At 49.0% G+C, this 15,557-nt stretch carries 11 protein-coding genes and 7 pseudogenes; all 18 read right to left on the bottom strand.

Annotation, left to right across the window (positions count from 1 at the left end):
- Positions 1–1,120: pseudogene (locus R1Y93_RS03240) on the bottom strand (CD1108 family mobile element protein); the annotation flags it as partial.
- Positions 1,113–1,496, bottom strand: coding sequence for a DUF3851 domain-containing protein (locus R1Y93_RS03245; protein WP_500821612.1), 384 nt, complete (start codon positions 1,494–1,496; stop codon positions 1,113–1,115). The pseudogene R1Y93_RS03240 and the gene R1Y93_RS03245, both read right to left, overlap by 8 nt.
- A pseudogene (locus R1Y93_RS03250) lies at positions 1,493–3,905 on the bottom strand (VirB4-like conjugal transfer ATPase, CD1110 family). Before R1Y93_RS03250 ends, R1Y93_RS03245 begins: the two are co-directional and overlap by 4 nt.
- Positions 3,862–4,317 carry a PrgI family protein gene (locus R1Y93_RS03255; protein WP_118083551.1) on the bottom strand — a complete coding sequence of 152 codons (456 nt, stop codon included), beginning with the start codon at positions 4,315–4,317 and terminating at the stop codon, positions 3,862–3,864. Before R1Y93_RS03255 ends, R1Y93_RS03250 begins: the two are co-directional and overlap by 44 nt.
- A gap of 20 nt (positions 4,318–4,337) precedes the next feature.
- Positions 4,338–5,211 (bottom strand): annotated as a pseudogene (locus R1Y93_RS03260) (VirB6/TrbL-like conjugal transfer protein, CD1112 family).
- Positions 5,212–5,280: 69 nt separating this feature from the next.
- Positions 5,281–5,499, bottom strand: a complete 219-nt coding sequence (locus R1Y93_RS03265; protein ID WP_003525154.1) for a Maff2 family mobile element protein — start codon at positions 5,497–5,499, stop codon at positions 5,281–5,283.
- A gap of 217 nt (positions 5,500–5,716) precedes the next feature.
- Positions 5,717–6,846, bottom strand: a pseudogene (locus R1Y93_RS03270) (VirD4-like conjugal transfer protein, CD1115 family); the annotation flags it as partial.
- Between the two features lie 223 nt (positions 6,847–7,069).
- Positions 7,070–8,626 (bottom strand): group II intron reverse transcriptase/maturase, encoded by a 1,557-nt coding sequence (gene ltrA / locus R1Y93_RS03275; protein ID WP_500821613.1) that lies wholly within the window; start codon positions 8,624–8,626, stop codon positions 7,070–7,072.
- 590 nt (positions 8,627–9,216) lie between these two features.
- Positions 9,217–9,930: pseudogene (locus R1Y93_RS03280) on the bottom strand (type IV secretory system conjugative DNA transfer family protein); the annotation flags it as partial.
- Entirely contained in the window at positions 9,927–10,427 is a 501-nt protein-coding gene (locus R1Y93_RS03285) for a PcfB family protein (protein WP_007886614.1), read from the bottom strand. The pseudogene R1Y93_RS03280 and the gene R1Y93_RS03285, both read right to left, overlap by 4 nt.
- 99 nt (positions 10,428–10,526) lie before the next feature.
- On the bottom strand, positions 10,527–10,838 hold the full coding sequence (locus R1Y93_RS03290) for a DUF5720 family protein (RefSeq protein ID WP_044024580.1): 312 nt from the start codon (positions 10,836–10,838) through the stop codon (positions 10,527–10,529).
- Positions 10,839–10,888: 50 nt separating this feature from the next.
- Positions 10,889–11,749 (bottom strand): DUF6017 domain-containing protein, encoded by an 861-nt coding sequence (locus tag R1Y93_RS03295; protein WP_500821614.1) that lies wholly within the window; start codon positions 11,747–11,749, stop codon positions 10,889–10,891.
- 67 nt (positions 11,750–11,816) lie between these two features.
- On the bottom strand, positions 11,817–12,008 hold the full coding sequence (locus R1Y93_RS03300; RefSeq protein ID WP_005335946.1) for a hypothetical protein: 192 nt from the start codon (positions 12,006–12,008) through the stop codon (positions 11,817–11,819).
- 23 nt (positions 12,009–12,031) lie between these two features.
- On the bottom strand, positions 12,032–12,307 hold the full coding sequence (locus R1Y93_RS03305) for a DUF5720 family protein (RefSeq protein ID WP_005335947.1): 276 nt from the start codon (positions 12,305–12,307) through the stop codon (positions 12,032–12,034).
- A 12-nt stretch (positions 12,308–12,319) separates the two neighbouring features.
- Positions 12,320–13,256 (bottom strand): annotated as a pseudogene (locus R1Y93_RS03310) (ParB/RepB/Spo0J family partition protein).
- Positions 13,213–14,034: pseudogene (locus tag R1Y93_RS03315) on the bottom strand (ParA family protein). Before R1Y93_RS03315 ends, R1Y93_RS03310 begins: the two co-directional pseudogenes overlap by 44 nt.
- Positions 14,035–14,501: 467 nt before the next feature.
- Positions 14,502–14,894 (bottom strand): 30S ribosomal protein S9, encoded by a 393-nt coding sequence (gene rpsI / locus R1Y93_RS03320; protein ID WP_500821615.1) that lies wholly within the window; start codon positions 14,892–14,894, stop codon positions 14,502–14,504.
- 17 nt (positions 14,895–14,911) lie between these two features.
- Positions 14,912–15,328, bottom strand: a complete 417-nt coding sequence (gene rplM, locus R1Y93_RS03325; RefSeq protein WP_500821616.1) for a 50S ribosomal protein L13 — start codon at positions 15,326–15,328, stop codon at positions 14,912–14,914.
- Between the last annotated feature and the right edge of the window lie 229 nt (positions 15,329–15,557).

Raw genomic sequence — 15,557 nt, forward strand, 5'->3', positions numbered from 1 at the left:
CTCATAGGGGACTTCTTCTGAGGTGGTCTCGCCGGGGTCCGGAGTCGGTGGAGGTCTCCGTGCGGTAGCGGATCTCCGCTTCCTCAGTAAGCGTCAGCTGATACTGTGCTGCAAACACACGCGCCAGCTCTGCCTGAGCGCTCTGCCGGGTGTAACCTTGCAAGACAGCAGACAGAAATGCTGCCAGTTCATGAGGGTCATGGCCAATCATACCAAGGTCATAGCGATACTCGTCATACCCTGGGTGGCTGCTTTCAATGTTGTCGATTTTCTCCTGCAACTGGGCTTCTCTGGCTGCATAATCTGCCTCCACCGCCAGCATTTCCGGGTCATCCGACGGATAGGTGGTGCCGGAGAGAACAGAACCGATGCTCTGCGCCATCATGGAGCAGGAGGACATGGTATTCATCAGCATACAGGTAATGAGGAACAAAACCCCTGCCATCAGGAAACCCTTCTTGTGGCGCATGACGAATGCCCCTGCCTGCTGTACCTTTTCTTTTACCGTCCTTGCGGCTTTTCCGGTTTTGGATGCAGCCTGGGCGGTATTTCCGGCAGTCTGACCGGCGTGTTTGGCGGCGGCATACTGCTTTTTGATGGCCTGTTTTTGCTGCCAGCGGGAAAGAGGGTTGCTGGCAAACTGGGGATTTTCCTGCAAAGATTTCTGGTACAGAACATTTACATTTGCCTTTTCCAGTTGACGCTCTGCCTGGGCTGCTTTGCGGTACGGCTTCAGCTTGTGGCTGCGATAGCCCTCCCGCACCAGATAAGCGCCGGTCTCCACCGCTTCCTCGGACTTGTGGGCGCTTTCCACGCCCACATTGTCCTGCTCTGTTTCCCGGATCTCTTTGTGGAGCTTGCCTGCGACCAGATGGACGGGGGCTTCCCTGACTCCCTGAGAAACTTTGGAAGGTGGCTTTTTCTTGTCCTCAAAGGTCAGCTTCGAGGTCTTTTTTCCGGCATCTGGGTCAATGACCGTCTGCCTGACCTTTTTCTTTGGGATATTGGCCTGCGCCTTATCTGCTCTGGCCGCAGCTTTCTCCGCTTTACGGATCGGCTTTTCCAGTGCAGGGTCCGACCGTTCCTCATCAGTAAAGCGCAGGCGCGGCTCCTTATTCAAACCATTCTCCCACCATGAGGGAGGACATCATGTAGTGCAGCTCTGCATAAATGGCCATTCCCACAGGATCGTTGAACATACAGCCAGACAGGTAGGCGTAAAACTGTGCCACCACATCGGACAGGATCTTCGCTTCGGTTCCTTCCAGAACCAGACCGCCCATACCTTCTTTAGCACGAATGGCGCTCCAGACCTCTGCCAGACGGAGAAGCCCCACCTGACCGGTCTCATTCAGTTCGGCTGCCTGATCTGCCGCCGTGCGGCACTCACTTACCGCATCGGCCATGACCGTAAGCAGCTGGCTGCGCTGGGCATTTACCGCCCTGTCAAAAAACATCAGCGGATTTTTATTCAAAATGTCGGGGTTCATAATCATTCATCCTCCTTTTTCAATTCTTGAGGTTTGGTGGTCATAATGCGGTAAAGCTCGGTATTCTTCGGGAAGTGGTCTACAAACGGCAGGATCGTGGAGCCATAGGAACAAGCAGACCCTCGCCCTCGCCGGAGATGGGTCAGCATCAAGATAACTGGTGTGTGGAAATGCCCAGCTGCTTGGCGAGATTGTGTCTCGACAGTTGTCTCCGCCTGCCTGGTCGAGCGTACGCAGAAGTCGGAATTTTCAAAGATATTTTCCACCTGCGCGGCTGCTCAAAAGGTCTTTGACATTCTGGGTGATACCTGTCGGAATACCGCCCCATTTTCTGAATCGCTTCCAGATTTCCACCGTATAGGCGGCGGTCTGCTCCTCCTTCAAAAGCAGGTGCATCTCGTCGATGTAGTAACGGGTGGACTTGTGGGCGGCACGGTTGATGGTAACGCGGTTCCACACCTGATCCTGTACCACCAGCATACCGATTTTTTTAAGCTGCTTGCCCAGTTCCTTGATGTCGTAGCAGACAATCCGGTTATCAATATCCACATTGCTCTGATGGTTGAACACATTGAGGGAGCCGGTTACATAGATTTCAAGAGCCGTAGCGATATACTGGGCTTCCTTTTCCTCCTGTTCCCGAAGCAGGTTATACAAATCCTCCAGTATGGGCATATTCTCCGGGCGCGGGTCATTGAGATAGGTCTGATAGACCAGGCGCACACAACGGTCAATAATGGTTTTCTGCACCGGCTGCAAGCCCTCCTTACCGCCCACGATCAACTCACACAAGCTGAGGATAAAGTCAGACTTGAGTGACAGCGGGCTTTCATCATCCGAATAGTCCAGATTCAGATCCATCGGATTGATGTAGTTGGTGGAGGTAGGCGAGATCTTGATGACCTGCCCATGCAGACGCTCCACCAGAGGTGCGTACTCTGCTTCCGGGTCACAGATAATAACATCATCACTGGTAAGCAAAAAGCAGTTGGCAATTTCTCGTTTTGCGCTGAAGGACTTACCGGAACCCGGCGTACCCAAAATCAAGCCGTTGGGGTTTTTCAGCAGCTTTCGATCCACCATGATGAGGTTGTTGGATAGAGCATTGATGCCATAGTACAGAGCTTCTTTGCCGTTCTGGAATAATTCCTGTGTGGTGAACGGTACAAAGATAGCCGTAGAACTGGTGGTCAGTCCTCGCTGGATCTCGATCTGATTGAGTCCCAGGGGCAGACAGCTCATCAGCCCTTCTTCCTGCTGGAAGTCCAGCCTGGTCAGCTGACAGTTATACTTCTGGGCAATGGAGCCTGCCTGGAAAATGTTGTTGCCAAGCTGACGGGGATTGTCCGCTGTGTTCAGCACCAGAAAGGTCAAAAGGAACATTCTCTCGTTGCGGCTCTGCAAATCCTGCAAGAGTTTTTTCGCTTCACTGCCGTAGGTAGCAAGGTCAGATGGAATGATGTCCATGTCGTATCCGGCACGGACTGCTTTTTTCTGTTCCTCGATCTTGCTGCGGTCCAGGTCGGTAATCTTCCGCTTTACCGTTTTGATGGCTTTCACCTGATCCACCGACTGAATGTGCATACTCACAATGAGCGAACTTTCCATATCCAGAAAATCAGCCAGCAAACGGTCATTCAGTTCCGGTGCGAGAATCTGCAAAAAAGAAACAGTCCCGTATTTCTTACCCATACGGAACTGCTTGCCAGTGCGGAACTCAAAGGAGCTTGGTGCAATAAAATCCTTTGTGGACAGACCGGAAGGAGCCAGCCAGTCCCATTCAAACAGAAACGGGAGTTGTTCATCCATGTGGAATACCGCATGAAGCTGAAAAAGCCTTTCTTTACCGTCCAGCGTTCTGGCAGCTACACCAAGACGCTTGAAGTTATTAAGTATATCGGTCTCAATACGCTCCAGACGGGGCTTGGCGGCTTTGATGCTGTCCGCGTCGATACCAAAGGTCAGGTATTTGGTCTTGATGAGACCGTTGTTACCTCTGGCCAGCTGATTTTGCAGCATTGTGGTGTATTCCTCGCGGATACTGTCAAAGGCGTCCCTCTGGGGCGGGATGGAAATGGAGTTAGCAAAGGTCTCCTCCGATGCCGCAAGGTTCAAAAAAGACAGCTGGAAATGAATCGAGCTGTCAAAATAATTGAGGAAATCACACCAACCCTCAAAGATTGCCGTCTTATCTTCGTTTTGTGAGAGCTGATAGTTGATGTCCTGAAACTGGATGGTCTTTGTGTAGTGGCTGTCCGATATGCGGCAGATTCCGTCCGGCCACATCCGTTCATAAGGGATACTGTCCTGCGCAGATTTTCCTTTTTTGTCCGTGCGGTTAGCGCGGGCAATGGCCGCTTCGATCTGCTTCTTATCGGCGCGGGACAGCTTTTTCTTTGTCTTTACTGGCTGCACAGTTTTTTCCTCGGTTTTTCCGAACATCCGATGCAGCCATTTTTTTATTGCGGTGAACAATGTCATACACCTCCTTATCGAGCATTTCCTGCCGCTTTAATACGGCATAAAAGTTGTTGGTCTGGTAAGGTCGCTGCTTTGGACGGATCACAGCTACTTTGAGAATGTTGCCCACGATCTTTTCCAGGGGCTGTCCATGCTTTTCGTACATAGCCAGCATAAAGAAGGGCAGCATAACCAGCATCATACACATAGCCGCTACACTGTTTCCGGTAGGTTTTCTGAGCAAAAAGAAAAGCGGTACGCCAATAAGCGCTCCGCCCGTGAAGCAGATAAGCTGCCTCTTGGTCAGATTGAACATGACCTTTGTTTTGACTTTTGTTAAGTCCTTGGGTACGGGTACATAAGCCAATGTAGAAACCTCCTTCCGTTTTAGTGCGCCTGAAAGACTGATTTGGCGAGACTGCCGGTTTTGAACAGCGTAAAACATAGCAGTACGGTGTAGCCCACGCAGCTCCAGATTGCCATGATGATGTCATCTTCCAGAGCGATGTTCTGCACCAGCACAGCATAAATTGCCACGCAGACAATAATGAGAAACGCCTGAAAGCCCAGTGCACAGCAGGGATCGGAGGTAATTCTGTCCCATACCGCCCCATTCTTTGCCCATCATTGCAGCCATTGGAACGGGAGCCACCGAAGTTACAAGGTAGATCTCGATCATACGGCCATAAATAACGATAAAGATACAGATATACAACGCCCACATGGTAATGCCAATAAAGAGGGATCGGAACCACCAGTCCGAACAGCGGTCCCAAATCCATTTCCATCAGCCTCGGTTCCAGATTCAGTCATAACCGAGGAAATGTCAATGGACGCATCCGAATTGATAATCCCTGCCGCCTGCGCCACCACGCTCTGCGCCATATCAAAGACGCCCATCACGATATTCCATGTGTTTGTGACAATGAGGATCGGCGGCAGCTGATTTGAACACCCACTTGAAAATCATCCAGGTATCCACATCATGCAGGTTGTTCTTGTCTGCAATCATCTGGATCAGGTCTACGGTCATCACGATAGCCAGAATCACACCTGCAATCGGCACCATGATAGAGTTTGACAGATTCTCAATCATATTGAAAATACTGCCATTCCATCCCTGTGGGGTCTGTCCTACCTGTACGGATATATCCGCGACCTGTTGGTTTACGCTGTCAAACATCCCCGAAAGGTTGCTCATAATACCGCCCACCAGCATTTCTTTCAGCCAATTTGTCAGGGCTTCAAGTAAGAAATCCATACGGTGTCAACCTCCTTTCCGCCGCCCCCGCAGAACTGCGGGAGCGGCAAGGATTTCATGCAGGAACGCTTAGACAGAGAACAGCCCGGAGAGCAGAGGTACAAGGACCATGCCGACTACGGCTACACCAGCGCCGGCCATGAGCTGCTTCATGCCCTGAGATTTGGCGCCAGGGTTGTCGTTGCCGTAACCTTCCAACAGGTTGATGACACCCCAGATACCAAGACCAGCGCCCAGAGCGATAACGAGAGTCTGAAGAACGGTAATTGCCTGTTCAAAAAATGCCATATAGTTTGTTAGCCGGAATCTGATTAAAAAATAGGTTTGTCATGTTTCATAGGCATACAAAAGCCGGAGAATCTGCCGCCCGGTTTCCGGGGGCACTGATTCCGGCTGTCCTCCTTTTTCATTATTTTCTTGCGATTGTCCGCTTTGTACGCCAATGGCCTCAACAGAGGCAGTTGCGGCAAATAGATACGATCACTCCTTTCTCAGCGGAACCGTATTACACGCCCTCCGTGTCTACTTCATATACATCGCAGACCTCATCAGGCTTGAGTTTTAGTCTGGCAGACGAAAAATGCTTCAATATCAAAGGTATTTCGCTTGTCTGCATCAGCTGTGTATTTGAAATTAGGGTGTCTGGTAATGTCATACTTGTCTGAAAGAAACGGACGCACACCGCGCAACTGCAAGATGCACTTGCCGCCATCCATAACTGCCAGCTCGTCCTGGCTCATCAGCTCTTTTCCCAATTTCTGATAGTTGAGCGAGTGGGAAGTCTCCCGTCCCCGGCTCTCTCCGGTGTTGTAAGTGTCTATGGTCTCCTTTCCCAGAACAGCCGCCAGCTCTTTCAGCGTTGTTGGCTCTTTGCCACCCAAGAAGATGGAAGTATCCATATTGCCGATGATGGTATCGGCATTATCTTTGTAAATTGCCTTGAGCTGGCTCTGTGCCTGCAACACCAGACAGGCAGAGATTTCACGGCTTCGGATGGTGGCCACCAGCTTTTCCAGCTTCGGAATCTGCCCGATGTTAGCACACTCATCAATCAAACAGCGCACATGAACCGGAAGCCTGCCGCCATACACATCATCGGCCTTTTCACAAAGCAGGTTGAATAACTGGGTGTAGCACATGGAAATGAGAAAGTTAAAACTGTCATCCGTATCACTCATAATGAGGAACAGAGCCGTTTTTCTGTCTCCCAGCGTATCCAGTTCCAACTCATCGTAGGATGTAACCTCGCGCAGCTCCGCAATATCAAATACGGCCAGACGCGCACCGCAGGAAATCAGAAATCGACTTAGCGGTTTTTCCGGCTGCCAGCTTATATTTCTTATACTGCCGCACTGCGAAGTGGTTTGGCTTTTCCGATTCCAGTGCATCAAACATCAGGTCTACGGGATTTTTGAACTCCTCGTCATCCTCCCGGACTTCCATGGCGTTGATGAACTCGATGAGGGTGGAGAAGTTTTGCTCCTCCACCGGAGCTTCATAGTGGATATATCCGATCAATGCGCAATACAGCAATGTTTCCGCCTTGACCCAGAAATCGTCTCCGGCCTTGCCCTCGCCTTTGGTATTAGCGATCAGCGTTGTCACCAGCTTCAAAATATCCTTTTCCGAGTGGATGTCGGGTAAGAGACTGACATTACTGCCAGCCCCTCCCCTAAGAACCGTACGTGACAGTTTCCCGTCATACGGCTCAAGCCTACCGTAAGGCTCTCGTGTAAAACGAAACCCGGCTCAAATCAAGTAGTCTGGCGCATGCAGATTTCGATGACACCAGGGATGTACCATGATAGCGGGCCATTTCCTGTTGCTTTCAGTGACGAAATGTGTCTTAAACCCCGTTTCAGATGTTATTTTCTCTCCGCATACAGGGCAGCACCGTTTCTGGTTGTTCCAGATTTTGACGAGCTTTTCCCGTCCTTTGGTACGATTCGAGCATCCTTTCTCCGTCACGTTCCTCATAATATCCCGTCCATCTTTCATCGAACGGGTTAGCTTCGGCGGCGATTTTCCTGAATCGGATGATTTTGGTGTTTGCCGCGTATTCCAGCATGAGGTATTTTTCATCGAAGTCTTTACCGCGGAAAGCAGGCTCCGCTGCAAACGTCCACGTCCGGTTATCAATGTGGTGCCAGTATTTATTGGCAATCCATTTCCTACCTTTGCGCTTGTGTCTGCGGCAAGCCCACCTCCATAGGCACTCGAAAATCCTGTGGTCAACCAATCCAAAAATATCCGCCGAAACGACATAGCGGTGGTAATTGACCCAACCACGAATGACAGGATTTAACTTGCGAATGAGCAAGTCCTGTGTAGCGGTTTTGTTCTCCCTAACGATAGTCCGCACTTTTTTGAGGAAGGATTTTATCGCATTCTTTGACGGTTTAATGAGCAGTTTCCCATTGTATTTCCGAACGTTCTGTCCAAGAAAGTCAAAACCGTCGCTGATATGTGTAATTACCGTTTTTTCCTCTGAAAGTTGCAGGCCGCGTTCCGTAAGAAAGTCCTTGATGATGGGCATAACCTCATCACGCAAAGTTTCCGGGCTTTTCCCGGTGACGATAAAGTCGTCGGCATATCGCACGAAGTTGATCTGGTCGTAAACAGTTTTACCTGCCACTGTCCGTCTCATAGGAAATCTTTCTTTTAGAATCCGCTCCAGACCGTCCAGGGTCATGTTCATCAAGACTGGCGATATTGTGCCGCCCTGTGGGGTTCCTTCCTCTGTTGGAAAGAGCTTTTTGGTCTCCACAAAGCCACATTTCAGCCATTTTTTGAGCATCTCTTTATCCATTGGAATGTTTTGCAACAGCCAGTTATGGCTGATGTGGTCAAAGCAACCCTTAATGTCTCCCTCTAAAATCCATTGAGGGGAACCGGCTCTGCACAAATCGTTGAAGCATTGGCCGATAGCATCGTGCGTGCTTCTTCCGATTCTAAAGCCGTAGGAGTTCGGGTCTGCCAGAGTTTCTGCCAATGGTTCCAGTGCAAACTTATATAATGTCTGCATGGCGCGGTCTGTCATCGTTGGAATACTCAGTGGGCGTAATTTTCCGTTTTTCTTCGGGATATACACTCGTCTGAGAGGTTGGGGCTGATAGCCCCGGCGCTTGAGTTTGTCAATCGCCTCGAATTTGCCTTTTGGCGTTTTCCATAATTCATGGTCTACACCAGCGGTATTTTTGCCTTTATTACTTGTCACACGCTTCACCGCCAGTGCCTTGGCATAGAAAGAGTGTGTCAACAGCCATTGCAGGGATTTCACCTTGTTGTAATGACCGTCTTTTTGAGCCTTTGCGATACGCATTTGCAGCTTTTTAACATAGGCCTCCGCTTTCTTCCAGTCAATGGACTCCCAGCATTGTGCCTTGTCAGCAGGCGCACACAGTTTCCTGTTCATTTGCGATTCCTCCTCTCAAAAGTTCTGTAAATTCTCTCGTAAAGATAGACCTGCTGGAAGTCAGCCCGCTTTCGCGTGGGATATGTTTCAATCCCTGTCCGTCCTCATTACAAGGTCGGCATTCGCTTTTTCCAGCGTTCCTTACCCGCGTTTCTATCGGCTTCCCTTGCGGTCAGCTTTCCGAATATACGGAGAGAGCGCGGGCTTACCACGTTTCACGTAATCAACCGTGTAGGTTAGGTGCCGCCTATCCGCCGGCAGTCTTGTTTGTCCATGTGTTCCCAGCTTACAAGAGAACATCCGACTGCACACCTTTTGGTTCAGGCTTATCAGCAACTTTAGCCTGGTTCCCACTAACGACGTTTAGCAGCGATTTACTTACATTCACCATACTACACAAGCCAAGCTCCCCAGCCGGACGTTGCTTCCAGCTTTTCGCCTCTGCCTCGCGGTTTTGGCTTGACCCTTTCGGGAGGGCTACCTTTTCTCGTCATGCTGCCTCGCGGCCGTTACCAGCCGCTTCGGTGACGATAGGCTACTGCTAATGGAATAACAGGTTCGGTCAGAGCCGAACAGTTTAATTACGCGACCTCGTGTCGCGCGTATGCAAAAGGGTTATAGTGCATGGACTTCTTGAAGTTGATGGTATTTAGGACCTTGATTCGGTACGGCTCATAAATGACCTTGCCGTGCTTATCCTTCATGGGCTTTCCGTCCTTCCCCAGCTTGGGCGTACCCCTTTGGAGCATTTTTCCGCACTCCACCAGAATTGTTCCCTTCGGGTCCGTCACAACATAGGAGCTGTGCATCTGCATCAGGTTGGGTTTCAGCCAGAATCGGGTCTTACCGGAACCGGAGCCGCCAATCACCAGTACATTTTTGTTTCTGGCAGTCTTGGGGTCCTTGGGGCGGCTGTTCATGGTCAGGCTCTCCGTTTTTGTCAGAATCACATTGTTCTGAAATACAGGATCAACGTAAGGTGCAATATCCTCACGGGTTCCCCAGCGGGCCGAACCATATTCCAAACCATGTCGATATTTCTTGGCGTTCTTGCTTTTAAGATACACCGCCAGCCTCAGACTAACACCGCAGCACAGCCCTACCAACAAGTCCAATGGATGCAGGCTTGGCCAGAAACTTTGCAACGCCCCAGGCAGAACCGCAACCAGCGAAAGAAACTTTTCTGAAGCATCCGCCCCTTGTGCCATTCGCCATGCCTCTCCAAAATTGGTAGCAAACAGCCCCAGCAGGATATACGGCATATTCAGCAAAATGAGCTTTTTGATGTCCAATGTCTTTTTCATCGTTCCAGCTCCTTTCGCTTGGTGCGATCCACCACAGCATTTTTAACCATCTCTTTGAACTGGTTAAGTTTTGCCAGTACGGACGGGCGCTCTGTTTTCGTTGCCTTTTTGACCTTTTTGTTGGTGTACTCTGTAAAAGCTGCTGTCAGAGCATCTGCATCACGGCCTTTGAAAAAAATCAGGTACTTTGGTGGAGAACTGCTGCGATCCTTTTTCACCGCATAATCCACACCATATTTCCGGGCGATTTTCTCAAACTCCTTGATAGAGGGGTCTGTGATCTCAATGTTGGATATTCCCTGATTCTGCCCGACAAGCTGCTTCACAGTCTGTTTTCCATGCGGAACAACCGGCGCATCACGGCTTCTCTGTTTTTCCAGCTTCTTTTCCTTTCGATGTGCCATGTACTTGCTTATGGCAGCCTTAAACATTCTGCCGGTAAACTTTGTTCCACTGACAACCAGCGTCAAAGTTCTGTTTTCCACTTCTTCCTGCATTTTCTCGCCTCCTTTCCACGAAGTTTGCAGGGAATCTCTTTTTTTTGCTAAGGCGGAACCACCAGCCGCCGCAGAAGATAACGCTTCATACCGCCCTCCTTAGCGTAACTGGTCAGAATGGTCATAGTGCAGATTGCCCTGGCGTACCTTTGCGTGGCTCAAAATCTTAATCTGCCCCTTTTCCTGACTATCCAGTGCTTTTTCATAACCGGTATCCGACAGGAACAGGCGGGTTCGTTCGCCTTTCCAGCCAACAGGAGAATCGTTCGTCAGCACATCAAAAATAATCATGTGCCGGGTGTCCTCCGCAAAACGCTGGAGGTCCATATATCCATGACCATGATAATTCTGCGCTCCTGCCTTTGCCCGCATTTCTTCCATCAGCTGCCCTATGGTCTTTCCCTCAGACATCATGCTTGCTCCTTTCTCCCGGCAGTTCCGGGCAATAAAAAAGCGACCATTTACCAGCCGCCATACAGATCGTGATTTACTTGTGAGGTGTAATGATTGCTTATCGTGGTCGGTGCATTGAACAGAACGGTCAGAAGATACTGCTTTATGTTACGAATTTCCGTGGTGTTCTTCTGTAAACAGTCCATGACAAACTCAATGTGCGAGTTATCCAGCTTCAAGAATCTGGAACGAACGATTTCATGCGGAAAATCACTTCCTGCAATACGGGTGGTCTTTCGCTTTGCACAGACCGTTTCCACGATTAGCTCCACAATCTCATCCAAATCCTCCCGATAAGTTTCATACTGCTGACACAGGTATTCATACCCGATATTCTCCTGAATCAATTCCCGATAACTCTCTATCTCTGTGAGTGACATCGCATCCCTTCCTTTCCGTTCCGGCAGACAATCTGCCGCGCAATCCCGGAAGGGAATGGAATCGGTACTTGATCCATAAATATTTTGTTTTTGAGTATTTGATTTCTCTATATTTAATTCTGCGGGCTTTTCCGTATCCGGTTTATCCATATACGGGTTTTCCGTATCTGGTGAATCCGTATCCGGTTTTCTAAGCTGTGGCTGCTCGTATATGACATACTCCGTATCACTAATGCGTCCCTGGCTGTCACGCAGTTTGTGCCGCACAATGTAACCGGCAGCCTCCAATTCCCGCAACGCAGCGCCTATGGCATCCACGCCCTCCTTACAGATCTTTGCAAGACCACGGGTGGTGTAATTCCAGTCCTCTGGCAAAGACAGCATCATGGAAAGCAATCCTTTTGCTTTTAGCGATAAATTGGCATTTCGTAAATGATGATTGCTCATCACGGTATAATCACGGGTCCGTTCAATGCGAAAAACGGCCATCGACCTCACTCCTTCCGAATTTTTGGTACAAAAAAACCGCAATCCTCATTCCAAAGAATTGCGGTGTTCAACACTTTTCAAATTTTCTTGCATAGAACCAAAACAGCGGCTTTCGAGGACGCGCCTCTGTAAATGGCTCCTCCTGGGCGAAAGGAAGTGTTTGCATCACTCGGTCAATATCCGTTGAATCCATGTCATGCTGAGATTTGCAATCTTCCCGGATTGCTTCTTGAATTTCCTTTACCGTACACATAGTCATTCCTTTCCTTTCGTTGTATGGGTTTATGAGCGGCGGCGTTTTCCCGGTTTGAAATCGAGGATATGTCCCTCAATCACACGAGCATAACGCTTGATCTTGATCTCCCGGCGCTGCTGGCTTTGCAGGGCAGCCTGATACCCATCCTCGGTCAAAAACAGCCGCATTTCCTCTCCGGGGCTGCCGTAAGCTGTGCTGGGACGCAGGACGGAAAACTCAATCATCCAGCGTGTGTTATCCCAAAACCTCTCTACGGCGAGAATGTTGTGTCCTTTCAGCTCACGGGCTGAAATATCCATCATAGGCGGCTCCTTTCATCGTTCCTGGTCTCTCTGACGCTTTTTCTGCCATGCCTCCAGCAGCTTGATGATGGTTTCCTGCATCCGCTGGGGCGTATAGCTTTTAGGGAAATACTTCCGCAAGGTGTCAGAGGTAAATGTCACTCGGTCCAGATCGCTTTTCTTTTCCTCACCCATGATGACACGCATCATATCGAGGGTCAGATGCCCCTCCTGACTGTATTTCTTGAGCCGCTGGGCTTGAGAAAGAGAAGGGGTAGCCTGTTCGCTGTCCATCGCGTCCAACAGGTCTACCTGTTCCTCCTTTTTGAGAAAGGACAGCTCATAGGCAGGGTTCAGGGCGATTTTCTTCTCATCGACCATATCCATCAATTCAGGAATCAGTTCAGTCAGACGGATATAACGAAAAATCTGGTTTTTACTCTGACCTACTCTGCTCTGCCAAAACCTCGCTGGACTTCTTCCCAAAATCGTTCCCAACTTGGGAACAATTTTCTTTACTCGGTCTGCCAGCCTGCCTTTTCATAGCCTCCAGCTTCATCTTGTAAGCAAAAGCCCTTTCACTTGGGAGCAGACTTTCCCGTTGCAGATTGCTGTCAACCATAATGATTGTGGCGGCATCATCATCCAAATCCCGAACAATGACCGGCATGGTCTCCTTGTCTGCCAGCTCACTGGCTCTGTGCCGCCTGTGTCCGGCTACCAGCTCATAACCGCCCTCCGGGTCCGGTCGAGCAATCGCCGGAACCAGAACGCCATACTGCTTGATACTGTCAGCGGTCTCCATCATGGCTTCGTCATCCTTGACTTTGAATGGGTGGTTCTTAAAGGGATGCAGTTCAGACAGCGGAATCTCCTGAATCTTTTCCAGCTTTGCATCCTGACGGCCTTCTTCGGTGGAGAACAGATCATCTACCGAGGCCAGCTCTATTTTTTTCGCGCTGCTTTTCAAGTTTCAACACCTCCTTCGTCAGTATTTCGATACCCCTCTGCCACCTTGCCGCCAGGGTCATGGGCGAAAATACTTTTTCCCTCTGCGCTGATTTCCTTTGCACGGACAGAGTGTGGAATCTCCGTTCCAAAGATTTTGATTTTACTTCCATAGGTGTCCCGCAGCAAAGCAGTAATCTCTTTTGCAAAGTTGGTGCGGTTATCCACCATCGTCAGCAGGATACCGTCAATCTGGAGCTTTGGATTGATCTGCCGTTTCACCTTACTGACCGTAGATAGAAGCTGTTCCAGTCCTTTGGCGGGCAGATACTCTGCCTGAACGGGAATAATGATCCTATTCGCAGCGGCCAGCGCATTAACTGTGAGCATACCAAGGGAGGGCTGGCAGTCGATGAGGATATGGGAATATTGTCCCTTCAGTGTGTCCAGATATTGCCGTAAAATCGTTTCACGGCTCATGGCGTTTACCAAAGAAACCTCCATACCGGAAAGCTGAATATCCGCAGGCATCAGGTCAACGCCTTCTGCATGATGCAGAATACCTTCTCCGGGGCGTATAGGCTGATCCATCAGAATTTTGCCCATTGCATCCGACAGTGTAAATGGCAGCTTGTCCGGTTGCGGATTTCCCAGCTGATTGTCAGGCTTCCTTGCGGGTCCCCGTCGATCAGAAGCACTTTCTTTCCGGCCTGTGCCAGACCTATTCCCAAGTTCGCACAGGTTGTTGTTTTGCCAACGCCGCCTTTCTGGTTGGCGATGGCGATGATTTGTGTGTTCATGACTTCACCTCATTTCTGATTGTTGCTGTTGTTTCTGGAAATGGCAAAAGCCGCCACTTCAAAATTAACAGTGAAGTGACGGCTCTTTCTATCGCCGGAATACGAGTTCCTGAAAATGAAAAAAGCACCCAGCATTTATACTGTGTGCTACATCGAATTCATATTCAATTATTCAAATTAGCTCAAACTATGCCAAACTGCCACAGCCAAAAAACGAGGGGAAGGAGGGCTGAAAAAGCACCCCAAAAATCGGCTCTCGGTTAACCACTTTGGGAACCACTTCCCCCTCTTTTTTGCCCTCTTTTTAGCCAGTTAACCACTTGCGGACCACTAAAAATTGGATGAAATCGGCTCTCGTTTTGCCAAATTTGGTCAAACCATATCAGCCCGTTTAGATATAGCAAAAGCCCGGAAAACCTTGATTTTCCGGGCTTTTTGAACCATTTTGATATAGTCTGAGCAGTCGATTATCGCTTGCTGAACTGCGGAGCGCGACGAGCTGCTTTGAGACCGGATCTGGTACGCTCTTTCATACGTGGATCACGTGTAAGGAATCCAGCAGCTTTAAGAACTGGTCTGTACTCGTTGTCTGCCTCAAGAAGGGCTCTTGCAACACCATGACGAATCGCACCAGCCTGTCCTGTGTATCCACCACCATGAACATTAACAAGTACATCAAACTTGCCTTCTGTTTCTGTAGCAACCAGTGGCTGACGAACGATAACTTTCAGTGTATCTAATCCAAAATATTCATCAATGTCTCTTTTATTAATAGTGATTTTACCGGTTCCAGGTACCAGATAAACTCTTGCAACTGATTTTTTTCTTCTTCCTGTTCCGTAGAATTTTGCGCTAGCCAATGTTTTCTACCTCCTCATTAAAATGTTAAAACTTCCGGTTTCTGAGCCTCATGTTTGTGTTCAGATCCCGCATAAACGAAAAGTTTCTTGTACATGGTTCTTCCAAGAGGTCCCTTAGGAAGCATTCCTTTCACTGCCAGCTCAACAACCTTCTCCGGTTTTTTAGCCATCATTTCTTTTAATGTAGTCTCTCTCATGCCACCAACATAATCAGAGTGGTTGTAATAAACTTTCTGATCAAGCTTCTTACCTGTAACTTTGATCTTGTCAGCATTGATGATGATCACATAATCACCTGTATCTACGTGAGGTGTAAACTGTGGTTTATTCTTTCCTCTTAAAACGCTTGCAACACCGGAAGCCAAACGGCCAAGGGTGCATCCAGCAGCGTCAACTACATACCATTTTCTTTCGATTTTATCTGGATTAGCCATATAAGTCTCTGCATGGTTTTACCTCCTGCTATTTATCAACGATTGTTTGTCAAACTGCGGTATCCCGCAAATATTTATAATCCTGAACGTACATGCAAAAAAAACTGCGGAAATGTCCGAAACCGCTGATAAATACTGTCGCCCTGGGCTATTGGCTTAAGTATCTTCGCACTACGTCACATTGAGTAATTATATTATATTGGCATCAGTATGTTAAATGACTCTTTCT

Source organism: Blautia sp. HA3515 (genome assembly GCF_059933065.1).

Coding starts and splice junctions, on each gene's coding strand:
- R1Y93_RS03285 (WP_007886614.1), bottom strand. CDS start 10,427: ATGCAGGAAGAAGTGGAAAACAGAACTTTGACGCTGGTTGTCAGTGGA.
- R1Y93_RS03305 (WP_005335947.1), bottom strand. CDS start 12,307: ATGATGGATATTTCAGCCCGTGAGCTGAAAGGACACAACATTCTCGCC.
- R1Y93_RS03290 (WP_044024580.1), bottom strand. CDS start 10,838: ATGTCTGAGGGAAAGACCATAGGGCAGCTGATGGAAGAAATGCGGGCA.
- R1Y93_RS03295 (WP_500821614.1), bottom strand. CDS start 11,749: ATGGCCGTTTTTCGCATTGAACGGACCCGTGATTATACCGTGATGAGC.
- R1Y93_RS03265 (WP_003525154.1), bottom strand. CDS start 5,499: ATGGCATTTTTTGAACAGGCAATTACCGTTCTTCAGACTCTCGTTATC.
- R1Y93_RS03245 (WP_500821612.1), bottom strand. CDS start 1,496: ATGATTATGAACCCCGACATTTTGAATAAAAATCCGCTGATGTTTTTT.
- R1Y93_RS03300 (WP_005335946.1), bottom strand. CDS start 12,008: ATGACTATGTGTACGGTAAAGGAAATTCAAGAAGCAATCCGGGAAGAT.
- rplM (WP_500821616.1), bottom strand. CDS start 15,328: ATGGCTAATCCAGATAAAATCGAAAGAAAATGGTATGTAGTTGACGCT.
- ltrA (WP_500821613.1), bottom strand. CDS start 8,626: ATGAACAGGAAACTGTGTGCGCCTGCTGACAAGGCACAATGCTGGGAG.